18 protein-coding genes and 1 pseudogene are annotated in these 23,136 nt (G+C 73.9%); 11 read left to right on the top strand and 8 right to left on the bottom strand.

Going from position 1 to position 23,136, the window contains the following annotated elements; all coding sequences use genetic code 11:
- The first annotated feature begins 40 nt into the window (after positions 1-40).
- From AB0H75_RS30385 to AB0H75_RS30375, 3 genes are all read left to right on the top strand, one after another.
- Positions 41-856, top strand: a complete 816-nt coding sequence (locus tag AB0H75_RS30385) for a hypothetical protein (protein WP_367802097.1) — start codon at positions 41-43, stop codon at positions 854-856.
- Positions 853-1,434 carry an HAD family hydrolase gene (locus AB0H75_RS30380; RefSeq protein ID WP_367802095.1) on the top strand — a complete coding sequence of 194 codons (582 nt, stop codon included), beginning with the start codon at positions 853-855 and terminating at the stop codon, positions 1,432-1,434. The genes AB0H75_RS30385 and AB0H75_RS30380 overlap by 4 nt, the downstream gene beginning before the upstream one ends.
- Before the next feature lie 88 nt (positions 1,435-1,522).
- Positions 1,523-3,100 (top strand): alkaline phosphatase, encoded by a 1,578-nt coding sequence (locus tag AB0H75_RS30375; protein WP_367802093.1) that lies wholly within the window; start codon positions 1,523-1,525, stop codon positions 3,098-3,100.
- Positions 3,101-3,391: 291 nt separating this feature from the next.
- Here AB0H75_RS30375 and AB0H75_RS30370 read toward each other — a convergent pair whose 3' ends face one another.
- Positions 3,392-5,551: an efflux RND transporter periplasmic adaptor subunit gene (locus AB0H75_RS30370; protein WP_367802091.1), complete on the bottom strand. Its 2,160-nt coding sequence runs from the start codon at positions 5,549-5,551 to the stop codon at positions 3,392-3,394.
- Between the two features lie 194 nt (positions 5,552-5,745).
- Between AB0H75_RS30370 and AB0H75_RS30365 the strand changes: the two genes are divergently transcribed.
- The 6 genes from AB0H75_RS30365 to AB0H75_RS30340 are packed head-to-tail and all read left to right on the top strand — an operon-like array spanning position 5,746 to position 11,653.
- Positions 5,746-6,894: an efflux RND transporter periplasmic adaptor subunit gene (locus AB0H75_RS30365; RefSeq protein WP_367802089.1), complete on the top strand. Its 1,149-nt coding sequence runs from the start codon at positions 5,746-5,748 to the stop codon at positions 6,892-6,894.
- On the top strand, positions 6,891-7,643 hold the full coding sequence (locus AB0H75_RS30360) for an ABC transporter ATP-binding protein (RefSeq protein ID WP_367802087.1): 753 nt from the start codon (positions 6,891-6,893) through the stop codon (positions 7,641-7,643). The genes AB0H75_RS30365 and AB0H75_RS30360 overlap by 4 nt, the downstream gene beginning before the upstream one ends.
- Positions 7,640-8,899 (top strand): ABC transporter permease, encoded by a 1,260-nt coding sequence (locus AB0H75_RS30355; RefSeq protein WP_367802085.1) that lies wholly within the window; start codon positions 7,640-7,642, stop codon positions 8,897-8,899. Before AB0H75_RS30360 ends, AB0H75_RS30355 begins: the two co-directional genes overlap by 4 nt.
- 20 nt (positions 8,900-8,919) lie before the next feature.
- Positions 8,920-9,471 carry a hypothetical protein gene (locus AB0H75_RS30350; protein ID WP_367802083.1) on the top strand — a complete coding sequence of 184 codons (552 nt, stop codon included), beginning with the start codon at positions 8,920-8,922 and terminating at the stop codon, positions 9,469-9,471.
- Complete coding sequence (locus AB0H75_RS30345) at positions 9,468-10,166, top strand: response regulator transcription factor (RefSeq protein WP_367802081.1); 699 nt, start codon at positions 9,468-9,470, stop codon at positions 10,164-10,166. Before AB0H75_RS30350 ends, AB0H75_RS30345 begins: the two co-directional genes overlap by 4 nt.
- Positions 10,167-10,171: 5 nt before the next feature.
- The gene (locus tag AB0H75_RS30340; RefSeq protein ID WP_367802079.1) at positions 10,172-11,653 is read left to right on the top strand and encodes a sensor histidine kinase; all 1,482 of its coding nucleotides are present in this window, start codon (positions 10,172-10,174) and stop codon (positions 11,651-11,653) included.
- Here the strand turns inward: AB0H75_RS30340 and AB0H75_RS30335 are convergent.
- Complete coding sequence (locus AB0H75_RS30335) at positions 11,638-13,014, bottom strand: FG-GAP and VCBS repeat-containing protein (RefSeq protein WP_367802077.1); 1,377 nt, start codon at positions 13,012-13,014, stop codon at positions 11,638-11,640. The two genes, AB0H75_RS30340 and AB0H75_RS30335, sit on opposite strands and share 16 nt — an antisense overlap.
- 67 nt (positions 13,015-13,081) lie before the next feature.
- Between AB0H75_RS30335 and AB0H75_RS30330 the strand changes: the two genes are divergently transcribed.
- A complete protein-coding gene (locus tag AB0H75_RS30330) occupies positions 13,082-14,311 on the top strand; it encodes a cytochrome P450 (RefSeq protein WP_367802075.1) in 1,230 nt (409 codons plus the stop codon).
- Between the two features lie 15 nt (positions 14,312-14,326).
- On the opposite strand, the gene AB0H75_RS30325 is transcribed toward AB0H75_RS30330, so the two are convergent.
- The 6 genes and pseudogenes from AB0H75_RS30325 to AB0H75_RS30300 form a co-directional block, all read right to left on the bottom strand.
- Complete coding sequence (locus tag AB0H75_RS30325) at positions 14,327-15,724, bottom strand: MFS transporter (RefSeq protein ID WP_367802073.1); 1,398 nt, start codon at positions 15,722-15,724, stop codon at positions 14,327-14,329.
- A gap of 35 nt (positions 15,725-15,759) precedes the next feature.
- Positions 15,760-16,365, bottom strand: a complete 606-nt coding sequence (locus AB0H75_RS30320; RefSeq protein WP_367802071.1) for a TetR/AcrR family transcriptional regulator — start codon at positions 16,363-16,365, stop codon at positions 15,760-15,762.
- A gap of 83 nt (positions 16,366-16,448) precedes the next feature.
- The gene (locus tag AB0H75_RS30315; RefSeq protein WP_367802069.1) at positions 16,449-17,093 is read right to left on the bottom strand and encodes a heme oxygenase (biliverdin-producing); all 645 of its coding nucleotides are present in this window, start codon (positions 17,091-17,093) and stop codon (positions 16,449-16,451) included.
- A gap of 130 nt (positions 17,094-17,223) precedes the next feature.
- Entirely contained in the window at positions 17,224-18,588 is a 1,365-nt protein-coding gene (locus AB0H75_RS30310; RefSeq protein ID WP_367802067.1) for a phenylacetate--CoA ligase family protein, read from the bottom strand.
- Between the two features lie 226 nt (positions 18,589-18,814).
- Positions 18,815-18,976 (bottom strand): annotated as a pseudogene (locus AB0H75_RS30305) (response regulator transcription factor); the annotation flags it as partial.
- 4 nt (positions 18,977-18,980) lie between these two features.
- On the bottom strand, positions 18,981-20,282 hold the full coding sequence (locus AB0H75_RS30300) for a sensor histidine kinase (protein WP_367802066.1): 1,302 nt from the start codon (positions 20,280-20,282) through the stop codon (positions 18,981-18,983).
- A 408-nt stretch (positions 20,283-20,690) separates the two neighbouring features.
- Between AB0H75_RS30300 and lon the strand changes: the two genes are divergently transcribed.
- On the top strand, positions 20,691-23,048 hold the full coding sequence (gene lon, locus AB0H75_RS30295) for an endopeptidase La (protein WP_367802065.1): 2,358 nt from the start codon (positions 20,691-20,693) through the stop codon (positions 23,046-23,048).
- Positions 23,049-23,136: the final 88 nt, after the last annotated feature.

The following is a 23,136-nucleotide window of genomic DNA, read 5'->3' as shown; positions in this document are numbered from 1 at the left end:
AGCATCGCGCGAGCGGCACCGGCAGCGAGGGAGGGCACGGGTGACGGTCATCGTCGGCGTCCACGGCATCGGCAAGTACGGCTACTACCTGGAGGCCGGATCGGCCACCGGCGCGGCGGAGGCCATGCGCGTCAAGTGGGACCGCTACCTGCACGCGGCCCTCGGCGGCGCCGGAGCCGGCGCGTACTTCAGCGAGATCGCCTACTTCTCCCACCACCTGCACGACGGCGGGCCCAGGGCGGCCCGCTCGCTCGCCGGCCTCGACGCCCACGCCCAGCGGGTCCTGCTGGAGTGGGCGCGGAACCGGGGGATGGGCGAGCGGGTGACCGGCACGCTCAAGACGTTCACCGGGTGGCTGCTGACCAGGCTCGACAGCCGGTCGGCGGCCTTCGCCCAGCTGTTCGCGCCGGAGGTGGCCGCCTACCTGACCGACAGCGGCAGGCGCGACCGGTGCCGGCAGGCCGTGGCCGGGGCCATCCGCCGCAACCGGCCGCGGGTGGTCATCGCGCACTCGCTCGGCAGCGTCGTGACGTACGAGACCCTGTGGGCCCACCCCGACCTGCGGGTCGAGCTGCTGATCACCCTCGGCAGCCCGCTCGGCATGCGCAACGTCGTCTTCGAGCGCCTGCTGCCCGCCCCCGTCAACGGCCGCGGCGAGCGGCCGCCGGGCGTGGCCCGCTGGGTGAACATCGCCGACAAGGACGACATCGCCGCCATCCCGCCCGGCCTGGCCGGCTGCTTCACCGGCGTGGACGCCGAAGAGCTGGTCAACCTCGACTGGATCGACTTCCACACGGCCGAGAAGTACCTGGGCTGCCCCGCGCTCAGCCCGCATCTGCGACCATTCCTGGCATGACGTGGATCGTGTTCGACTACGGCGGCGTCCTGTCGCTGCCCCAGGCCGAGTCCGACGCCGAGGAGATGGCCCGGGCGATGGACGCCGAGCCCACGGCGTTCAAGAGCGGCTACTGGCGGCACCGGCTGGACTTCGACCGGGCCGGCCTGACCCCGCACGCCTACTGGTCGGCGGTGCTCGGCCGGTCCGTCACCCACTCCGAGGTCGCCCGCCTGGTCGCCATGGACGTGGCGAGCTGGGCACACCCCAACGAGGGCACCGTCGCGCTGCTCGGCGAGCTGCTGGCCGACGGCTTCCGCGTGGCGCTGCTGTCCAACGCGCCGATCTGCGTCGGCGACGGCCTGGACGAGCTGCCCTGGATCGCGGCCATCGAGCGCCGCTTCTACAGCGGCAGGATGGGCCTGGTGAAGCCGGAGCGGGAGATCTACGCCGAGGTCGTGCGCGCGCTCGGCGCCGCCCCCTCCGACATCGTCTTCATCGACGACCGTGCCGAGAACGTCGAGGGGGCCCGGCGCGTGGGCATGACCGGCGTGCACTTCACCGACGCCACCGCCCTGCGCGCCGTACTGCCCCGTTGACGCGGTTCGCCGAGGACGACCGTTGCTGTTCACCGCGCCTTGACTCGCCGGTCACGGGCGGGTCAGCGCGGGCGGACATACCTGGGACGTGGACCGCAGAGCCTTCCTGACAGCGGCGACAGCCGGCCTCCTCGCCTCCCCGGCCTGGGCCGCGCCCGCCTCGGCAGCCCCCTCCAGAACCCTCAGATCCGACCCGTTCACGCTCGGCGTGGCCTCCGGCGACCCCTCCGCCGACGGCTTCGTGCTGTGGACCCGGCTGGCCGTCGAACCGCTCAGCGGCGACGGCCGCGGCGGCATGCCCTCCCGCGACGTGGAGGTGGACTGGCAGGTCGCGGCCGACGAGCGCTTCACCACGGTCGTCAGGTCCGGCACCGCCACCGCCCGCGCCCGCGACGCCCACAGCGTCCACGTCGAGCTCGGCGGCCTGGAGCCGGGCCGCGACTACTTCTACCGCTTCCGCAGCGAGGGCCGCCTGTCCCCGGCCGGCCGCACCAGGACCACGCCCACCGGCGGGACAACGCCGCTCACGTTCGCCGTGGCCGCGTGCGCGCACTACGAGCACGGCTACTACACCGCCTACCGCCGCCTCGCCGAGCAGGAGCCCGACCTCGTGGTGTTCCTCGGCGACTACATGTACGAGTACGGCCCGAGCGGCTACACCGCCCTGGCCGGCCGCGTCCGCACCCACACGCCCGGCAAGTGCCGCACCCTCGCCGACTACCGCCTCCGCCACGCCCAGTACAAGAGCGACCACGACCTCCAGCGGGCGCACGCCACCGCGCCGTGGCTGGTGGCCTTCGACGACCACGAGATCGAGAACAACTGGGCCGGCTCCACCTCCAGCACCGGCGCCGCCGACTTCGCCGGCCGCCGGGCGCAGGCGTTCCGCGCCTACTACGAGAACATGCCGCTGCGCCGCGGCAGCCTCCAGGGCGCGGTGCTGCGGGTCAACCGCCGCGTCTCCTGGGGCACGCTGGCCCGCTTCCACCTGCTCGACACCCGGCAGTTCCGCGACGACCAGGCCTGCCTGGACGGCGTGCGGGCCGGCTGCGACGAACGGCTCGCCGACGGGCGCACCCTGCTCGGCGCCGGCCAGTGGCGCTGGCTGGAGGACGGCCTGCGCGGCTCCACCGCCCGCTGGAACCTGCTCGGCCAGCAGATCATGGTCGCCCAGCGCGACTACAAGATCGGCCCAGGCCGCGAGGTCAACCTGGACTCCTGGGACGGGTACGCCGCCGAGCGCGGCCGGCTCCTGGACGCGCTGGCCCGCACCCCGAACCCCGTGGTGCTGACCGGCGACGCCCACATGCACCACCTGGCCGAGCTCAAGCGCGACTTCGACGACCCGGACGCGCCCGTCGTGGCCAGGGAGCTGGTGGCCTCGTCGATCGCCAGCGACGGCGACGGCTACCGGGACAGGACCTGGATCGCCGAGGCCCTCCAGGAGAACCCCCACTTCTCCTACATCGACCAGCGCCGCGGCTACCTGATGGGCCGGCTGACCCAGGACGAGCTGTCGGTCGACTTCCGCACGCTCGACTACATCTCCCGGCGCGGCGCCCAGGCCAGGACCTCGCACCGGCTCACCATCCCGGCCGGGGAGGACGCGGCCGCGGCGAGCCGGGCCGCCGCCGCGGCGGCTCCTCCGGCCAGGCCGGTTTCCTGAACGCCCGCTGGGAACACGCTGAAGATCCGCTCAACCGCCGGCCGGGCGAGGGCCGGGCCGTGACCCGGGGGCAGGTCCTCCCCTTTCCCGAGGCCGCGGGGGCGGGGCGGGCCCGGGTCACGACCCGGCGGTTGAGCGGGCCGGACGGGACGCCCGGCCCGGGCTCGTGACGGGGCGGTGGCCCGGGCTCGTGACGGGGCGGTGGCCCGGGCTCGTGGCGGGACGCCCGGCCCGGGCTCGTGGCGGGGCGGGCGGCCCCGGGGTTCTCACCTCTCGCGGTGGGGCCGCCGGTCAGGCGCCCGGCCAGGTGCCGTCGGGGAACTCGCCCGCGGTGCCGCCCGACATCAGCACCTGGTCGCGCTCGCCCAGGCCCGAGGTGACCTCCACGTACTGGTCGCCGCGCACGCCCGTCCGCACGACCGTGGCCACGTCGCGGCCGCCCGACCGGACGGTGACCACCTGGGTGCCGTCCGGCCTGCTGCGGACCGCCGACGCGGGCACGTAGATCGCGTCCGCCGCCTCGTCCGTGGTGATCGTCACCGAGGCCGTCTGGCCCAGCATCAGACCGGCCGGCGGCTCGTCGAAGGCGAGGGTGACCGAGTAGCGGACGAGCTGGCCGTCCCTCGTGGCGGTCGGCGCGATCGCCGTCACCGTGCCCGTGTGGCGCTCGCCGGGGCGCGTGGCCAGCGTGATCCGCGCCTGCTGGCCGAGCTTCAACCGGTTGACGTCGGACTCGGTGACCATCGCCTGGACCTGCAACTCGTCCAGGTCGCCCAGGCTGATGAAGGTGCCGGTGCCGGCCGTGTCGCCGACGCGGCCCGCCACCGACAGGACCGTGCCCGCCACCGGGGCCACGATGCGGGTGGCCCGTACGCCGTCGGCGGCCTGCTCCAGGGTGGCTTCGGCGCGGTCCACGTTCGCGGCGGCCTGCTCCTCGGTCGTGCCCCCGCCGTTGCCGCCGCCGTTGTTGCCGCCGGGCGTGCCGGTTCCGGGCACGGTGGTGGTGCCGTTGCCGCCGGTCGGGGCGCAGGAGCCGGCGCCCTGGCCGGGGCGGGTGGCGCCGGTGCCGGGCCTGGCCGAGGGCTTGCCGGTCGCGGACGGCTTCGTGGTGGACGGCTTCTTCGTGGTGGACGGCTTGGCGGTGGGGGAGCCGGTCGAGGGGTGGTCGCCGGTCTGCTGCGTCCCGCCGTCGCTGGTGCCGCCGTTCGCGGGGGCGGCGGTGACGGTCCTGGTCACCGTGACCGTGGCCGTCACGGTGGCGGTCACGGTGGTGGTCACGGTGACCGTGGCCGTGGGTCGCGGGCCGGGGTCGGTCGGGCGGGAGGTCGGAGTGCGGGTCGGGGTGGGGGTGCGGGTCGGGGTCGGGGTGGGGGTGAAGGTGGGTGCGGGGTGCGGGGTCCGGGTCGGCGTCGGCGTCGGAGTGGGAGTCGAGCTCCCGTGCCGGGCCGCGACGGGAGCCACGGTGGGCGACCCGGCGGGACCGAGCGCTCCACCGCCCGCCGCTCCACCGCCCGCCGCTCCACCGCCCGCCGCTCCACCGCCCGCCGCTCCACCGCGCGTGGCGCCGCCGCCCGGCGTTCCGTTGCCCGTTGTCCCGTTGCCCGTCGTCCGGTCGCCCGTCGTCCTGCGGCCGGCGGGCAGGGTCCCGGTACCGACGTCAAGGGTGCCGCCGATGGTGGTGGCGCTGCTCGGGGCGGGGGAGGGAGGGGCGGCCGGGGTGCCGTTCACCGCGTCGGCGGAGGGGACGCCGGTGGCGGGAGCGCCGGTCGGCGTGGTGCTGCCGGCCGGTCCGCCGGAGGCGGCCCTTCCGCTGGGCGCGGGCGAGGAGCCGCCGCTGCCGGGAGCGCAGGTCGCGCCACCGGCCGCCCGGTTCCCGCCAGAAGCCCCCGTCCCGCCCGTGCTGCCGGTTCCGCCCGTGCTGCCGGTTCCGCCCGTGCTGCCGGTTCCGCCCGTGCTGCCGGTTCCGCCCGAGCTGCCCGTCCCGCCCGAGCTGCCCGTCCCGCCCGAGCTGCCCGTCCCGCCCGAGCTGCCCGTTCCGGGGGAAGCGGCGGGTCCGGTCGAGGTGTTGCCCGCCGTGGTCGTGGCCGGGGTCGAGGAGATCTTGGTCAGGGCTTCCTCGGCTGCTGCCAGGTCGGCCTTGGCCGCCTCGTACGCCTCCCGCGCCGCCCGCCCGTCGATCCGGGCCAGCACCTGGCCCTTGCGTACCTTGGTCCCCGCCTTGACGTACACCTTGGTCACGGTGCCGGAGGAGCCGAAGGCCAGGTCGCGGCGGGAGCCGTCCACGGTGTTGCCGGCGGCGCTCACCACCGCCGTGACCTGCCCGCGCTGCGCGGCGGCGAGCCGTACCTGCACGGCGGGCGGAGCGTCGTCGCGCGACGCGAGCACGGCCACGCCCGCCCCGGCGGCGAGCACGGCCAGGGCGAGCCCGCCCAGCGCGAAAGTCCGTCTCATGGCGGATCATCCTGGCGAAGCAGGTTCGCGGCACGCTGCGAGGAGCCTAAGAGTTTTCTGTGTGCCCCCGGGACGGGGCCGGCTATCAGCGAACGTTCAGCTCGCTCGCGGCTGCGGCGCAGCATTCTGTGCAAGGGTCACCGCTCGTGAAGGTGTCGAACAGGCGCAGACCGCGCAAGAGCCGCGGGGCGCTGATGACCAACGGAGCACTGGCGGTGCTCCTGCTGGGCGGTGCGGCGCTCGCCTACGCCCAGCTCGGTACGGAGGAGGCGGCGGGCGAGAGCGCCGTCAGGACGGTGACGGCGAGCCGCGGCACGGTCGTGGCCTCCGTGTCCGCCACCGGCGCGGTCGAGAGCGCCAGGTCCCGTGCCCTGTCCTTCGGCACGTCGGGCACGGTCGAGAAGATCTACGTCAAGGCCGGCGACAAGGTGAGCAAGGGCGAGATCCTGGCCCGGCTGGACGACGACGCCGCCCAGGAGTCGCTGGCGGCGGCCAAGGCGGCCTACGACAGCGCCGTGTCCGAAGGCACGGACACGGCCCAGCTCTACGCCGCCTCCATCAAGGCCCGCAACACCTACCGCGAGGCCCGGCGCACGGTCGCCGCCACGGTGCTCAAGGCCCCCTTCAGCGGTACGGTCACGGCCGTCAACGGTTCGGTCGGCGGCACGAGCAGCGGCACCGGGAGCACGAGCGGCCAGAGCCAGGCCCAGGGACAGGGCACCGGCCAGGGCGGCCAGTCGCAGAGCACGGGCGGCTCCGGCACCGGCACCGGCTCGGGTTCGAGCTCCGGCTCCGGCTCCGGCTTCGTGGAGCTGGCCGACACCGGCAAGCTGCGGCTCGTCGGCACCTTCACCGAGTCCGACGTCGGCAAGCTCAAGAAGGGGCAGGCGGCCACGATCACGTTCGACGCGCTGCCCGGCGTCAGCGCCGCCGGCGAGGTCACCCAGATCGAGCCGGTCGCCTCCACCAGCAACAACGTCGTGCAGTACCCGGTCACGGTGACGTTCACCGAGGTGCCGGACGAGGTCCGGCTGGGCCAGACCGCCACCGTCGAGGTCGTCACCGGCCGGGCCGAGAACGTCGTCACCGTCCCGTCCACGGCGATCTCCACCAGCGGCGGCCAGACCACGGTCACCCTGCTCAAGGACGGCCGCCAGACCAGGACCCCGGTGGAGGTCGGTGTGCGCGGCACCGTCCTGACCGAGATCAGGTCCGGCGTCTCCGAGGGCGACCGGCTCGTGCCCCCGGCCTCCTCGACCGGCTCCGGCCAGGGCGGCGGCATCCGCTTCGGCGGCGGCGGTGGCTTCCCCGGCGGTGGCGGCATGCCGGGAGGCGGGCGATGAGCGCTCCCGGCCTGCGCGTGGTGGAGCCGGTGCCGGTCCTGCGGGTGCGGAACCTGGTCAAGGAGTACGGCGAGGGCGACGCCAAGGTCCGCGCCCTGCGCGGCGTCAGCCTGGACGTCGAGCGGGGCGACTACGTCGCCATCATGGGCGCCTCCGGCTCCGGCAAGTCCACGCTCATGAACATCCTCGGCTGCCTGGACGTCCCGACCTCCGGCACGTACCTGATCGACGGCGCCGACGTGGGCCGCCTGGACGAGCGGCAGCTCGCGATCCTGCGCAACCGCCGGGTCGGGTTCGTCTTCCAGTCGTTCAACCTGATCCCGCGGATGAGCGCGCTGGCCAACGTCGAGCTGCCGCTCGTGTACGGCGGCGTCGGCCAGGCCGAGAGGCGCTCCCGCGCCCTGGCCGCGCTGGAGCAGGTCGGGCTGAGCGACCGCGTGCACCACGAGCCGAACCAGCTCTCCGGTGGCCAGCAGCAGCGCGTCGCGGTCGCCAGGGCGCTGGTCACCGCGCCCGCCCTGCTGCTGGCCGACGAGCCGACCGGCAACCTGGACACCGCCTCCACGGGCGACGTGCTGCGGATCCTGGACCGGCTCAGCGACTCCGGCCGCACGATCGTGCTCATCACCCACGAGGAGGACGTGGCCGAGCACGCCAAGCGGGTCGTCCGCCTGGTGGACGGCGAGATCGTCGAGGACCGGCGGCAGGCGCCGGTGGACGGCCCGCCCCCGAGGGCGGCCGCGCGATGAACCAGCTGGAGATCCTCCGCTTCGCGCTGCGCGGCCTGCTGGCCAACAAGATGCGCAGCGCGCTGACCACGCTCGGCATCCTCATCGGGGTGGCGGCGGTCATCATGCTGGTCGCGGTCGGCGAGGGCTCCTCGCGCTCGATCCAGCAGAACATCCAGCGCCTCGGCGCCAACACGCTGACCATCTCCCCGTCGTTCTCGGGCGGCGGGGGCGGGGGCGGCGGTTTCCGTGGCGGGCCCGGGGACGGGGGCGGCAACACCGGGCCGCGTACCCAGGCCAGGCAGCTCAGCCTGGCCGACGCCGAGGCCCTGACCGACAGGACGCTGGCGCCGTCGGTCAGGAGCGTCTCGCCGGTGGTGAACGCCTCCTCCCCGACGGCCGCGTACGGCGCCGCCAGCCACACGATCGCCCAGTTCGTCGGCACCTACCCCAGCTACTTCGAGGCCGTGAACAAGCCCGTCGCCCAGGGCACCTACTTCTTCAACGACGACGTGCTGGCCGCCAGGAAGGTCGTGGTGCTCGGCCGGACCGTCGTGACGGAGCTGTTCGGCACGGTTGACCCGATCGGCAAGCAGATCAGCGTGTCCGGGGTGCCGTTCACCGTGGTCGGCGTGCTGAAGGAAACCGGCTCCACCGGCCTGCAGGACGCCGACGACCTCGCCGTCGCGCCGCTGCCGGCCGTGCAGCAGAGCCTGAGCGGGTTCGGCTCGCTCAGCCAGATCGTCGTGCAGGCCACCGGCGCCGGCACCACCACGACGGCGCAGTCCGAGGTCACGGCTATCCTCAACCAACGACACGGCATCACCGACGACAACCCCGACTACCGCGTGCTCAACCAGGCCACGTTGCAGGAGACCGTCAGCGAGGCGACCGGCACCTTCACCGTGCTGCTGGGCGCCGTCGCGGCGATCTCGCTGCTGGTGGGCGGCATCGGCATCACGAACATCATGCTGGTGACCGTCACCGAGCGCACCCGGGAGATCGGCATCCGCAAGGCGATCGGCGCGCCGCGCGGCGCGATCCTCGGCCAGTTCCTGATGGAGGCGACCCTGCTGAGCCTGGTGGGCGGGTTGTCGGGGGTGCTGGTGGCCTTTCTCGGGACCAGGTTCACCATCGCCGGCATCGAACCGGTCCTCGTGCCGTCCTCGGTCGCGCTGGCCCTGGGCGTGTCGGTGGGGATCGGGCTGTTCTTCGGCAGTTATCCCGCCAACCGGGCGGCCAAGCTCCGGCCGATCCAGGCCCTGCGTCACGAGTAAGGCAGAGTAAGGAGAGTCACATGTCGCAGCTCGACTCCTCGCCGTTCCCCGACGACCTGGGAGAGGAACTGGCCGTGCAGCCCAGGCAGGGCATGTCGAAGGTCACGATGGCGCTGGCCGCCGGCGTGGTCCTGGTGGCCGGCGTCCTCATCGGCATCCAGGCCGCCAAGCTCTTCGGCGGCGACGGCGGGCCCGCCGCCGCGGCCGGCGGGCAGCGCCCGGCGGGCGGCGGCTACGGCCAGCAGCAGGGCGGCCCGCCCGGCTACGGCCAGCAGCGCGGCCAGAACGGCGGCTTCGGCCAGCGCGCGGGCGGCATGGGCGGCGGCGGCACGTTCGGCACCGTCGAGAAGGTCGAGGACGGCAAGGTGTACATCAAGACCATGGACGGCAGCACGGTCACCGTCACCACCACCGACCGGACCACGGTCCAAATCGCCCGGCCCGGCAAGGTCACCGACCTGGAGAAGGGCAGCAACGTCACCGTCCGCGGGCAGCAGGGTGGCGACGGCTCGGTGACGGCCACCACCATCACCCAGGGCGACCGGCAGGTCCCGGGAGGAGGCCCGCGATGAGCGCCCAGCCCGAGGCCAGACTGCTGGTGGTCGACGACGAGCCCAACATCAGGGAGCTGTTCTCCGCCAGCCTGCGCATGGCCGGGTTCGAGGTGCTGACCGCGGCCGACGGCAGGCAGGCGCTGCGGGTGGCCGAGGAGAGCTCGCCCGACCTGGTGATGCTCGACGTCATGCTGCCCGACCTGGACGGCCTGACGGTCGCGGGAAGGCTGCGGTCCCGCGGCCGCCGGGTCCCCGTCCTGTTCGTCACCGCCAAGGACACGACCGAGGACCGGCTGGCCGGGCTCGGCCTCGGCGAGGACTACGTCACCAAGCCGTTCAGCCTGGAGGAGGTCATCGCCCGCATCCGGGCCGTGCTGCGCCGCACCCGCAGCGGCACCCCGCCCCCCAACCGGCTGCGCGTCGCCGACCTGGAGCTGGACGAGGAGACCCACGAGGTGTGGCGGGACGGCGTCCCGGTGAAGCTGTCGCCGACGGAGTTCCGGCTGCTGCAGTACTTCATGCTCAACGCCGGCCGGGTGCTGTCCAAGACGCAGATCCTCGACCACGTCTGGAACGGCGACTGGCGCACCGACGTCGGCCTCGTCGAGTCCTACGTCTCCTACCTGCGCCGCAAGGTGGACACCGGGGAGCGCAAGTACCTGCACACCCTGCGGGGCGTCGGCTACATCCTGCGCCCGCCCAGGGGTCTGTGACCGCGATGCCCCGCAGGCTCCGCGCGCTCCGCAAGCATCTGGCCAGGACGCCCCTGTGGCTCCGGCTGGTGTCGGTGACCCTGCTGCTGGTCACCCTGGCGATCACGCTGACCGGGTTGTTCGCCGTGCGGCTGCTGCGCGGCTACCTCGTCGAGCGGGTCGACCAGCAGCTGCGCGCCGCCGCCAGCCCGCGTGACCTGATCCCGCCGCCCGAGCCGCGGCCCACGGGCACCCGCCCGCAGCGTTTCCTCGGCCTGTTCCACGTGGTGATCCTGGACGCGAGAGGCGTCACGATCAGGACGCTCAGCGAGTCCACCGCCGCGCACACGCCCAGCCTGCCCCGGCTGACCGCCGCCGACGTGGCCGCGCTGGCCGGCCGGCCCTTCACCGTGGACTCCCGCGAACCCGGCGGCCCCACCTGGCGGGTGGTCGCCGTGCCGGGACGCGAGGACGAGAGCCGGGTGATCGCCATCAACCTGGGCGACGTGGACGACACGGTCACTCAGCTCGCCCTCATCGTGGCGGTGGGCGGCGGCGGCACGGTGATCGTGCTCGGCTTCGCCTGCCACTGGCTGGTCCGCCGCAGCCTGCGCCCGCTGCAGGAGATCTCCCGCACCGCCAAGGAGATCGCCGGCGGCGACCTGTCGCGCCGCGTCCCCCTCTGGTCGGGCACCACCGAGGTCGGCAAGCTCGGCCGCTCGCTCAACACCATGCTGGCCCGCATCGAGGACGCCGTGCGCGAGCGCGAGGAGGCCGCCGAGTCGGCCCGCCGCTCGGCCACCGCCGCCCGCCGCTCGGAGGAGCTGATGCGCCGCTTCATGGCCGACGCCTCGCACGAGCTGCGCACCCCGCTGACCTCGATCAGGGGCTTCGCCGAGCTGTACCGGCTGGGGGAGGAGAAGGACCTGGACGAGGCCGTGCGGCTGCTGGGCCGCATCGAGGGGCAGGCGGCCCGCATGGGCCTGCTGGTGGAGGACATGCTCCTGCTGGCCCGCCTCGACCAGCGGCGCGCGCTGGCCGCCCGGCCGGTGGACCTGCTCAGCCTGGCCGCCACAGCGGTGATCGACGCCCAGACGCTGGCGCCCGAGCGGCGCATCGAGCTGGTGCGGCTGTTCGGCGGCGACGGCGAGGTGGTGGTGACCGGGGACGAGCCGCGCCTGGCGCAGGTGGTGGGCAACCTCGTCACCAACGCGCTCACCCACACGCCCGACGGCACGCCGTTCCAGGTGCGGGTGGGCGTGGACGGCGACCGGGCCGTGGTGGAGGTGGCCGACGAGGGGCCGGGGTTCCCGCCGGAGGTGGCCGAGCGGGTGTTCGAGCGCTTCTACCGGGCCGATCCCGCGCGCAGCGCGGGCGGGTCGGGGCTCGGGCTGTCGATCGCGGCGACGCTGGTGGAGGCGCACGGCGGGATCGTCGTGGCCGAGAGCGAGCCGGGCAAGGGCGCCCTGTTCCGGGTGATCCTGCCCCTGCGTCAGCCGAAGGCGTAGCCGTACAGGCCGGTGCCCTTGGCGATCTCGCGGACCTTGCCCAGCCGCAGCCCGGAGGTGCGCGTGCCCGGCGCGTACAGGACCAGCCCCTGGTCGGGGGCGGCCACCACGAGCCCGTACAGCGGCCTGCCCCGCTCCAGCGCGTGGTACCGGCCGCCGCCGGGCAGCGCCGCCAGCGCGGCCCCGAAGTCGCGCCCCTCGCCCTTGATCAGCAGGTTGCCCTCGCGAGTCAGCCCGCCGGCCGCCCGGCCGGCCAGGACCTGCACCGCCCGCTCGCCGGGCACGCCGACGGCCAGCTCGTCGCGGCCGTCGCCGTTGAAGTCGCCGGCGGCCAGCGCCGCGCCGAAGCGGTCGTAGTAGCGGGGCCTGCCCTCCAGGGTGTTCTGCGACCACGCCTCGCTCCGGTCGGTACGCAGCCCGCGCCGGGAGCCGTACAGGACGTCCACCGTGCCGTCGCCGTAGTCCATGGCCCGCTGGTTCTCGCTCAGGCCCTCGCCCGGCACGCCGATGGCCAGGTCGGCACGGCCGTCGCCGTTGAAGTCGCCGGTGGCCAGCGCCGCGCCGAAGTTGTCCCACTTCTCGGCGGCGCCCTTGACGCCGGGGCTGCTCTGGGTGAGCAGCCGGGCGTGCCGGCCGCGTACGTCGATCACCGTGACCGAGCCCTGGCCGTCCTGCGTGACGCTGTCGGCGGGCGCGCCGACGGCCAGCTCGTCGCGGCCGTCGCCGTCGAAGTCGCCGGTGGCCAGCGCCGCGCCCCACTGGTCGGTGACGCCGGCGCCCTGCCGCACCCACGGCGTCTTCTGCGTGATCCGGTACGGCTTGCGGCCCTTCATCCAGTACACGGTCACCGCGCCGCCGGAGCGGTGGCCGGGCGCGCCGACGGCCAGCTCGTCCCTGCCGTCGCCGTCCAGGTCGCCGGCGGCCAGCGCGGCGCCGAAGCGGTCGCTGGACGGCTCGGCGAGGGCCAGCTCGTCGCCCCTGACCAGCCCGGCGGGGGAGCCGTGGAAGAGCTGGACGACGCCGTTGCCGTCGGCGCCGGGCACCCGCTCGCCGACGAACTCCTCCGACACCCCGACCGCCAGGTCGGCGCACCGGTCGCCGTCGAAGTCGCCCACGGCCAGCGCCGAGCCGAACGAGTCGCCCCGCTCCGCCCCGTCGCCCTGGGTGAGCGTGACCCGCCTGCCGGAGCCGTACATGACGGTCACCGAGCCGGCGCGGTCGCGGTCGTAGGGGGCGGCGACGGCCAGGTCGGGGCGGCCGTCGCCGTCGAAGTCCAGCGGGTGGCCGCCGCACGGGCGGGCGGCGGGGGCCGTGCCGGCGGCGAGGGGGAGCAGCAGGCAGGCGGCGAGCAGCGCGTTCATACCGCTAGTGATGTCCGCCCGGTGCGAACCCGGTCTTAACGCCGTGGGAACGTGCCAGGATAGTCGGGTGGACATCGACCTCGCGGATCTCGATTTCTGGCGCAAGCCGCTCAAAGAGCGCAACGAGGCGTTCGCCCGGCTCCGGCAGCTGGAGCGGCCGGTGTTCTTCCCGGAGAAGAAGGTGCCCTTCCTGCGCTCGGGCAAGGGCTTCTACGCCCTCGTCCGGCACGCGGACGTGGTCGAGGCCAGCCGCAACGCCAAGGTCTTCTCCAGCGAGCCCGCCGTCACCAACCCCGAGCCGCCCGGCTGGGTGAAGCAGGTGTTCGGCGAGTCGATGGTCAACATGGACGACCCGCGCCACGCCCGCCTGCGCCGCATCGTCACCCGCTCGTTCAGCCCGAAGATGCTGGCCGGGCTGCAGAGCGACATCGAGGCCGCCTGCGCCCGCATCGTCGACGACGTCGTCAAGGACGGCCCGCGCGACTTCGTGTCGCAGGTCGCCGCCCGCCTGCCGATCCACGTCATCTGCGACATGCTCGACATCCCGCACGAGCTGCGGGAGAAGGTCCACCAGCACGTCGACATCTCCACCGCCTACACCGGCGTGCGCCCCAGTCTGGCGCGCAGCGTCCAGATGGCCGGCCAGAACATGCTGGCCCTGCTGGCGTTGCAGCGCATGGTCATCAAGCTCGGCCACGAGCGCGTCGCCAACCCCAAGGGCGACCTGGTCTCGCTGCTGGTCAACGCCAACGTGGACGGCGAGAAGCTGACCGACAAGGAGCTCGGCTCGTTCTTCTCGCTGCTGCTGGTCGCCGGCAACGAGACCGCGCGCAACACCATGGCCCACGGCATCAAGCTGCTCACCGACAACCCGGCGCAGCGCGAGCTGCTGATGAGCGACTTCGAGGCGCACATCGGCAACACCGTCGAGGAGATGGTCCGCTACGTCTCGCCGATCATGCAGTTCCGCCGCACGGTCACCGAGGACTACTCGCTGCGCGGGCTGGAGCTGAAGAAGGGCGACAAGGTGGTGCTCTTCTACGGCTCCGCCAACCGCGACGAGTCGGTCTTCCCGCATCCCGACACGTTCGACATCACCCGAGAGACCAAGCCGCACGTCGGCTTCGGCGGCCCCGGCCCGCACTTCTGCCTGGGCGCCAACCTGGCCCGCCAGGAGATGCGCACCATGTTCCGCGAACTGCTGACCCGGCTGCCCGACATCCGCTCGGTGGGGGAGCCGGAGCTGCTGCTGTCCAACTTCGACAACAGCGTCCGCAGCCAGCCCTTCACGTTCTGACCCGCGCCGGCTCGTCTATTCGGACGCGAGCACGTTCGTCCGTACGGTGAGGAACGTGATCAGCGCCGCCACCGCCATCATCCCGGCGCTGATCAGCATCGCCGCCCGGTACCCCGCGTCGAACACCGACGGGCTCCGGAACGCCTCGCCCACCAGCCCCACCAGGGGCGGCACGGCGGCCACCGCCAGCAGGCCCCCGGTGCGGGCCACCGCGTTGTTGACGCCGCTGGCGGTGCCCGCGTGCCGGTCTTCGGCGGTGGCCAGCACGGTCGCGGTCAGCGGCGCCACCGCCGCCGACAGCCCCAGCCCGAACACGGTCACCGCCGGCAGCACCTGCAACGGGTACGACGCCCCGGGCCCGATCGTGCTCATCGCCACGAACCCGCCGCCCGCCAGCAGGATGCCGATCGTCATCGGCCAGCGCGGGCCGTACCGCTTGGCGACGTCCCCGGCGCGGGCCGACAGCAGCAGCATGAGCAGCGTGACCGGCAGCATCGCCATGCCCGCCGCGATCGGAGAGAACCCCGACACCACCTGCAACTGCACGACCAGCAGGAAGAACGCCACGCTCATGGCGGCGTACATGATCAGCGTCACGACGTTGATCGCCCCGAACATGCGGTTGCGGAACAGCTCCACGGGCACCAGCGCCTCCGGCGAGCGGCGCACCTGGACCGCCACGAACGCCGCCGCCAGCGCCAGCCCGGCGACCAGCGGCAACGGCGCGCCCTTCTGGATCAGCCCGTACGTGATCCCGGCCAGCGCCAGCGCCGCCAGCACCGCGCCCAGCACGTCGAAGCGGCCGGCCGCCTGCTCGTCCCTGCTCTCCGGCACGTGCCGCAGCGCCACCACCACGACGAGCAGCGCGAACGGCAGGTTCACCAGGAACGCCCACCGCCAGCCCACGCTCTGCACCAGCCAGCCGCCCAGCAGCGGCCCCGCCGCGCCGGCCACCCCGCCGAGCCCCGACCACGCCCCGACCGCCCGGGGCCGGTCGGCCCGCGCGAACGACGCCTGGATGATCGCCAGCGAGCCCGGCGTCAGCAGCGCCCCGCCGACGCCCTGCAGCGCGCGGGCGGCGACCAGGAACTCGATGTTCGGCGCCAGCCCGCACAGCGCCGAGGCCACCGCGAACCACACCGTGCCGACGAGGAAGACGTTGCGCCGGCCGTACCGGTCACCGAGCGAGCCGCCCAGCAGGATCAGCCCCGCCAGCGTCAGCGTGTAGGCGTTGACCGTCCACTGCAGCCCGTCCATGCCCGTGTCCAGCTCGCGCCCCAGGAACGGCAGCGCCACGTTGACGACGGTGCTGTCGAGCAGCGCCAGCCCGGAGCCGAGCACGGTCGCGACCAGCACCCACCGGCCGCGCGCGGACGCGAGCTCCAGATGTTCCCCCACCGATTCGGACGTCATGTCCGTAATCCTGCCACTATGTCGGTGGTCCGCGATCACCGCGCGGCGTGACTGCCCAGCGCCCGCAGCACGAACTCGCCCACCAGCGCCGCCGCCTCCTCGACGGTGACGCTCCCGCTGATGAGCGGCACCCGCTCGGCCCCGATGACCGCCAGGATCATCCGCGCCGTGGCCTCGGCGTCCGCCACCCGGAAGTCGCCCGCCGCGCCGCCGCTCTCCAGGATGCCCACCAGCACCCGCTGCATGGGCGCGACGTGCTCGGCGAGCTGCTGGTAGGCGTCGGGCCCGAGCGCCGCGCTCAGGTCGGCCGCGCCGGGGTGCGGATGGGCCAGCAGCCCTTCCAGTTGCAGCCGCACGAACGCCCGCAGCCGGTCCGCCGGCGAGGCGTCGCCGGGCAGGTCGCGCTCGTAGCTGTCGATGAAGTAGCGCGTCACCCGCTCGGTGAACGCCAGCAGCAGCGCCGCCTTGTCGGGAAAGTAGTTGTACAGGACGGTCCGGGTGATGCCGGCCTCGCCCGCCACGTCGGTCATGGAGATCGCGTCGATGCCCTGCGTCCGCGCCAGCCGCGAGACGGCCTGCAGGATGCGGTCACGCGTCTGAGCACGGTGCTCACCGATGGTGGCGGCCGAGATGCGGGGCATACGCCCATGGTAGGCCCGCCACCCCCTCCAGGCATTCCCCGCAGCCGGACGGGTGCCGAGCGCCGGCTCCGGGCCGGCCGGGGTCAGGCGGCGGTTCTGACGGAGCGCAGGAGCTCGGTCAGGACCTCCGTGTTCAGCTGGTAGGCGAGCTTGACCTCGCGGATCATGCGCCGGCGTTCGCGCTCGTCCAGGTCGAGGGCGTCCAGGCGGGAGCGGTACTCGTTCTTGAAGCGGGGGATGCTCTCCAGGGCGTCGAAGAAGTAGAAGTCGACGCCGCCGCCCCTGCCGTAACCGTAGATCTTCTGGAGCTCCATGCGGATGAACTGGCCGCCCGACAGGTCGCCCAGGTAGCGGGTGTAGTGGTGGGCGATGTAGCCGCACGGCCAGTCGGCCACCTGCTGGATGCGGGCGACCAGCGTGCGGGTGGACTTGGACGGGGCGATGCGCTCGCGCCAGGACGGGCCGTAGATCGTCGAAAGGTCGCGCTCCAGGGCCGGCTCGCGGTAAAGCTCCGGGAAGACGAAGTCGCCGGCGACCGGATGGCCGGCCAGGGAGCGGGACACGCCGTCGAGCGCCACGTACGCGAAGTAGTGCTGGGCCACCATCTCGCCGTACTCGTGCTCGGTCAGGCGGCCGGCCATGAGCTCGGACAGGTAACCTTCGGACTCGGCGGACTGGTGGTCTCCCCAGGTGGCGTTCCTCAAGGTCTCGGAGAACGGCGTCGTCACGGTCCACCCTCAATCACACGATGCTTTCATGACGAAGTGTCACAAACCTTGGGAACGCCCGTCAACCCTTTGCTGACACCGTGTCATCAAGTGCCTCCCCTCTCCGGGTAAAATCCCGGCGGCGGGCGGGTCAGCCGCGTGTGTAGCGGTGCTTGGCGCCCGGCGGGAAGTATTCCGGGTCGCCGCTCTCGCGCAGGCGGATGAACGGCATCTGCCGGCCCGCCGGCACGTACGCGGCGAACTCGCTGTTGAGGCGCAGCAGCTGGGCCAGGATCGACTGCCCGACGGCCTGGGCGATCTCGTCGGAGGGCTTCTCGCCCGGCATCAGCTCCACGGTCACCACGAGGTGCCGGTCGCGGCGGGCGTCCTCCGCCGCCTCCACCACGAACTTGCCGGTCACCGCGCCCGCCACCGTCGGCTGCTCCAGGCCGACCGCGATGTTCTCCGGGTACACGTTGGCGCCGTAGTAGGAGACCGTGAAGTGGCTGCGGCCGAAGACGTACACGAAAGGGCGCTCCGGGCCGGGCGCGGACGGCTCGAAACCGTGGTCACGGGCGAAGCCGAGCAGCCGCTCGTACGGCAGCAGGCCGCCCTGGTCGGCGATGTGGTAGCGGACGAGCGGGATGCCGTTGTCGCCGGAGAACAGCAGCGTGCCCTCGTGCTCCTCGAAGAAGCGGGCCCGCGGGTCGTACTGGAGGAGCGTGGGCAGCCGGGACTCGCCGAACAGCTCCCTGGCCACGGCGGGGCGGGCCGCCAGGAAGCGGCGCAGCTCGACCGAGAGCGGGGTCTCGTTGCCGAGGACGCCCGCGTCGGCGGTGCCGTACAGGGAGGCGACGCCGCGCAGCGGGTCGGCGATCCCGGCCCGCTCGCACACCAGCGTGCGCCACTCCTCGCTGAAGACCTCGCCGGCGGTGACCAGCTTGAGGTTCCACTCGTGCCAGGGCAGGTCCTCGGTGTCGATGACGTTCTTCAGGAACGGCGGGTAGCCCAGCAGCACCACCTGGTCGAAGTACGGGGCCAGCTCCGGCAGCACCCGGGCGATCTCCCTGCGGTCGGTGCCGGGGGCGACGACCGTGATCGGGTAGCCGCGCTCGGCGAGGTGACGGCAGCAGCTCACGGTGAACAGGCCGCCCACCCAGGTGCCGAGCGCGAAGCAGACCACGGCCAGGGTGCGCCGGCCGGCGGCGGCGAAGGAGTCGCGGAAGACCTCTTCGAAGCGGGCGGCCACGGCCCGCTCGTCGGAGGCCGAGCGCGGCCAGAACGACGGCACGCCGGTCGAGCCCGACGAGACCGCGATCAGGTCGCCGATCACGCCGCCCCGGCACAGGGCGGGGAGGGGGTGGCGGCGGATGTAGCCGTCCTTCGTGGTCATCGGCAGCCGCTGGAAGTCCTGGAGCGTCCGGACGCGCGCGGGGTCGATGCCGTGCTCGGCGAGGAACGCGCCGTAGGCGGGAACGGTCGCGGCCACCTGGCGGAAGAGCTCAACCGGGTCCATCAGCCGACTGTACGACTCCCACCCCCACCCCGCACCAGCCCGCCACCGCGCACCGCCCTGCTCCCGGGCCGCACCGGCCCGCCGCGCCGCCCTGCTCCCGGGCCGCACCGGCCCGCCGCGCCGCCCTGCTCCCGGGCCGCGCCGGCCCGCCGCGCCGCCCTGCTCCCGGGCCGCGCCGGCCCGCCACCGCGCGCCGCCCTGCTCCCCGGCGCCTGCCCGGCAGACCCTACTCGCCGGGGCGCACCAGGCCGGTCTCGTACGCCCGGACGATCGCCTGGGCCCGGTCGCGAAACCCTAACTTCATCAGCACCCGCCCGACGTGCGTCTTGACCGTCTGCTCGGCCACGACCAGCTTGTCGGCGACCTGGTTGGACAGCGCCCGCGCGACCGGATCACCCGCCGCCCCTTTCCCCGACCGGCAGCCTCGCCGCCACCTCGAACCCGCCGCCCGGCACCGGGCCGGCCTCCAGGACGCCGCCCAGCAGGGCCGCCCGCTCGCGCATGCCCACCAGGCCCTGGCCCGCGCCGGGTGGCCCGCCCGGCCTCGTGCCGGGGCCGCCGGCCACGCGCAGCCGCAGCTCCCCGCCCTCGCGCGCCAGCTCCACCCGCACGGCCGACCCGGGGGCGTGCCGCATCGCGTTGCTCAGCGACTCCTGCACGATCCGGTACGCCGACAGCTCCACGGCCTGCCCCAGCCCCTCCAGCGCCCCGGACCGCACGACCAGCACCGTCAGCCCGGCGGACCGGGCGTTGGCGACCAGCTCGTCCACCCGGTCGAGCCCCGGCTGCGGCGCGGTCTCGGTGCGGCCGTCCTGGTCGCGCAGCACGCCCAGCACCTGCCGCAGCTCCGCGATGGCCTCCAGCGAGAGCTGCCTGATCTCCGCCAGCCCCGTCTCCAGCTGCGCGGGATCGCCCGCCGCCCTGATCGGCACCGCCTCCGCCTGGATCGCGATCACCGACATGTGGTGGGCGACCACGTCGTGCAGCTCGCGGGCGATGCGGGCTCGCTCCTCCAGCACCGCCTGCGCGCCCTCGGCGAGCCGGCTGCGCCGCTTCTCCTCGGCCAGCCGGGAGGTGGCCGTGCGCCGCACCCGTACGTTGTGGCCGAGCAGCACCGCCACGGTCACGACGACCGTCACCATCGGCATCGAGTTGGGCTGGACGATCCACGCGGTCAGCACCGTGAGGATCCACACCGCCAGCGTGACGCGGCGCTCGCAGCGCACGGCGACGGAGTAGAGCACCATCAGGTAGGACAGCGCCGTGGGCATCGTGTAGGGCGGCTCGCCGGCGCCCACCTGGAAGGCCGTCCACAGGGCGACGGGCAGCAGGACGAAGGCCGCCCGCCACGCCGCCAGCGGCCACCGGTCGCGCAGCGCGACCGGGAGCGCGGCCGACGCGGCGGTGAGGAAGGAGAGCCCCGCCGGGACCGGCACCGGCGTCCGCCCGCTCACCGCCGCCTGCACGATCCAGCCGCTCACCATGTTCTGGGTCGTGACGAACAGGACGGCGGCCAGCAGCAGCTCCGCCACCTGCACCAGGCTGACCCGCTCGACCGGCACGAGCACCCGCAGCCAGGACGGCACGGTGACCGACAGCCGCGGCGAGCGCGGTGGCGGGTCGGCGTCGCCCCGGAAGAGCGCCAGTGCGAACGGCCGCACGAGCACCGCCCCCGGCACGCCCCACCGGGCCACCCACGCGTTCCACCCGCCGCTCCACCGGGCCGCCCACGCGCCCCATCCGTCACCCCATCGATCCCACCGGCCCCCGCCGGGCCCGCCGTCCCGAGGCCCGCCGTCCCCAGGCCCGCCGTCCCAGGACCGGGGGGCCCTCGGCGGGCCGGCGCCGGTCTCGGGGGCGCCGGCCGGGCCGGCGTCGGGCGGTGCGGCGAGGGTGCCAGGGCGTCGCCGCCGGAGGGAGATCACGCGGTAAAGGCTACGGTCGCCGGGCCCGTCCGGCGTCACCCCGAGGTCTGATCCTGTTCCTCCACCCTAGGTACCACTTACATGATTACGATCGCCCTGAGCGAACACCTTCAAGGAAGGGAACAACAGGCGGCTCCAATTGATTGAGTCGGTATAACTCAACCCTTGGGAGTTCGCATGAGTGAGAGCTTGACCCTCCCGGTCCTGCCGCTGGACGACGAAGTGGTCCTGCCGGGCATGGTGGTCCCGCTGGACCTGTCCGACTCCGAGGTGCGCGCCGCCATCGACGCGGCCCGTGCATCCGGTGGCAACAAGCCGCGGGTGCTGCTCGTTCCCCGCATCGACGGCCGTTACGGCGCGATCGGCGTCCGCGCGGTGGTGGAGCAGGTCGGGAGGCTGCCCGGCGGCGAGCCCGCCGCGGTCGTGCGCGGCGTGGACCGCGTCCGCGTGGGCAGTGGCACGACCGGGCCCGGCGCCGCCCTGTGGGTGGAGGCGCAGACGATCGACGTCGTCCCCTCCGGCGATCGCGCGCACGAGCTGGCCAAGGAGTACAAGGCCCTGGCCACCACGATCTTGCAGAAGCGCGGCGCCTGGCAGGTGGTCGACCAGGTCAACCAGATCGACGACCCGTCGGTGCTGGCCGACAGCTCCGGCTACACCCCTTGGCTCTCCACGGCGCAGAAGGTCGAGCTGCTGGAGGCGGCCGACCCCGCCGAGCGGCTGACCAGGCTCATCGAGTGGTCGCGCGACCACCTCGCCGAGCTGGACGTCGCCGAGACGATCCGCAAGGACGTCCAGGAGGGCATGGAGAAGCAGCAGCGCGAGTTCCTGCTGCGCCAGCAGCTCGCCGCCGTCCGCAAGGAGCTCAAGGAGCTCAACGGCGACGCCGAGACCGAGGAGGAGGACTACCGCTCCCGCGTCGAGGCCGCCGACCTGCCCGACAAGGTGCGCGAGGCCGCGCTCAAGGAGGTCGACAAGCTCGAGCGCACGCCCGACCAGTCGCCCGAGACCGGCTGGATCCGTACCTGGCTGGACACCGTCCTCGACATGCCGTGGAACGTCCGCACCGAGGACAACTACGACATCACCGGCGCGCGGGACGTGCTCGACGCCGACCACACCGGGCTGAAGGACGTCAAGGACCGCATCATCGAGCACCTGGCCGTGCGCAAGCGCCGCCAGGACCGCGGCCTCGGCGTGGTGGGCGGCCGCCGCAGCGGCGCCGTGCTCGCCCTCGCCGGCCCTCCCGGAGTCGGCAAGACCTCGCTGGGCGAGTCCGTGGCCCGCGCGATGGGCCGCAAGTTCGTCCGCGTCGCGCTCGGCGGCGTCCGTGACGAGGCGGAGATCCGCGGCCACCGGCGCACCTACGTCGGCGCGCTGCCCGGCCGCATCGTCCGCGCCATCCGCGAGGCCGGCTCGATGAACCCGGTCGTCCTGCTCGACGAGGTCGACAAGGTCGGCGCCGACTACCGCGGCGACCCGACGGCCGCGCTGCTGGAGGTGCTCGACCCGGCACAGAACCACACCTTCCGCGACCACTACCTGGAAGTCGAGCTCGACCTGTCCGACGTGCTCTTCCTGGCCACGGCGAACGTCCTGGAGGCCATCCCGGGCCCGCTGCTGGACCGCATGGAGATCGTCACCCTCGACGGCTACACCGAGGACGAGAAGGTCGCCATCGCCCGCGACCACCTGCTGCCGCGGCAGCGGGAGCTGGCCGGGCTGACGGCCGAGGAGGTCGTCGTCGAGGAGGCCGCGCTGCGCAGGCTGGCCGCCGAGTACACCCGCGAGGCGGGCGTGCGCTCGCTGGAGCGGGCGGTCGGCAGGGTGCTGCGCAAGGTGGCCGCCAAGGACGAGCTGCCGGTCACCGTCGGCGAGGCCGACCTGGTCGAATACCTCGGCCGGCCGCGCTTCGTGCCCGAGTCGTCCCTGCCGGAGACCGCCCAGCGCACCTCGGTGCCGGGCGTCGCGACCGGCCTGGCCGTCACCGGCGCCGGAGGCGACGTCCTGTACGTGGAGGCGTCGCTGGCCGACCCGGAGACCGGCGAGACCGGCCTCACGCTCACCGGCCAGCTCGGCGACGTGATGAAGGAGTCGGCCAGGATCGCGCTGTCCTACCTGCGCTCGCACGGCGCGGAGCTGGAGCTGCCGGTCACCGCGCTGAAGGACCGGTCGGTGCACGTGCACTTCCCGGCGGGCGCCGTCCCCAAGGACGGTCCCTCGGCGGGCGTGACGCTGACGACCGCGCTGGCCTCGCTCCTGTCCGGACGCCAGGTCCGCAGCGACGTGGCCATGACCGGCGAGATCTCGCTGACCGGGCGGGTCCTGCCGATCGGCGGCGTCAAGCAGAAGCTGCTGGCCGCGCACCGGGCGGGCATCACCACCGTCCTCATCCCGGCCCGCAACGAGCCGGACCTGGACGACGTGCCCGAGGAGGTCCGCAACGAGCTGACCATCCACGCGGTCAGCGACGTGCGCGAGGTCCTGGACATCGCGCTCACCCCGGCCGAGGTCGCGACCACCGTCGCGGCCTGACCCGGCCACGCCGCGAGGCGCGGCGCGTCGGGGCGGGCCCCCCGCCCGGGGGGGCGGGGGGGGGGCGGGGGGCCCGCGCGGGGCGCGC

This window comes from Nonomuraea sp. NPDC050783 (genome assembly GCF_040802095.1).
Lineage (GTDB): Bacteria > Actinomycetota > Actinomycetes > Streptosporangiales > Streptosporangiaceae > Nonomuraea.
This window is presented reverse-complemented; position numbering and strand designations above follow the sequence as displayed.

What these genes read in the sequence shown, in the direction of transcription:
- AB0H75_RS30380 (WP_367802095.1), top strand. Translation starts at nt 853, where the DNA reads ATGACGTGGATCGTGTTCGACTACGGCGGCGTCCTGTCGCTGCCCCAG.
- AB0H75_RS30370 (WP_367802091.1), bottom strand. Translation starts at nt 5,551, where the DNA reads ATGAGACGGACTTTCGCGCTGGGCGGGCTCGCCCTGGCCGTGCTCGCC.
- AB0H75_RS30365 (WP_367802089.1), top strand. Translation starts at nt 5,746, where the DNA reads ATGACCAACGGAGCACTGGCGGTGCTCCTGCTGGGCGGTGCGGCGCTC.
- AB0H75_RS30360 (WP_367802087.1), top strand. Translation starts at nt 6,891, where the DNA reads ATGAGCGCTCCCGGCCTGCGCGTGGTGGAGCCGGTGCCGGTCCTGCGG.
- AB0H75_RS30355 (WP_367802085.1), top strand. Translation starts at nt 7,640, where the DNA reads ATGAACCAGCTGGAGATCCTCCGCTTCGCGCTGCGCGGCCTGCTGGCC.
- AB0H75_RS30350 (WP_367802083.1), top strand. Translation starts at nt 8,920, where the DNA reads ATGTCGCAGCTCGACTCCTCGCCGTTCCCCGACGACCTGGGAGAGGAA.
- AB0H75_RS30345 (WP_367802081.1), top strand. Translation starts at nt 9,468, where the DNA reads ATGAGCGCCCAGCCCGAGGCCAGACTGCTGGTGGTCGACGACGAGCCC.
- AB0H75_RS30340 (WP_367802079.1), top strand. Translation starts at nt 10,172, where the DNA reads ATGCCCCGCAGGCTCCGCGCGCTCCGCAAGCATCTGGCCAGGACGCCC.
- AB0H75_RS30335 (WP_367802077.1), bottom strand. Translation starts at nt 13,014, where the DNA reads ATGAACGCGCTGCTCGCCGCCTGCCTGCTGCTCCCCCTCGCCGCCGGC.
- AB0H75_RS30325 (WP_367802073.1), bottom strand. Translation starts at nt 15,724, where the DNA reads ATGACGTCCGAATCGGTGGGGGAACATCTGGAGCTCGCGTCCGCGCGC.
- AB0H75_RS30320 (WP_367802071.1), bottom strand. Translation starts at nt 16,365, where the DNA reads ATGCCCCGCATCTCGGCCGCCACCATCGGTGAGCACCGTGCTCAGACG.
- AB0H75_RS30310 (WP_367802067.1), bottom strand. Translation starts at nt 18,588, where the DNA reads ATGGACCCGGTTGAGCTCTTCCGCCAGGTGGCCGCGACCGTTCCCGCC.
- lon (WP_367802065.1), top strand. Translation starts at nt 20,691, where the DNA reads ATGAGTGAGAGCTTGACCCTCCCGGTCCTGCCGCTGGACGACGAAGTG.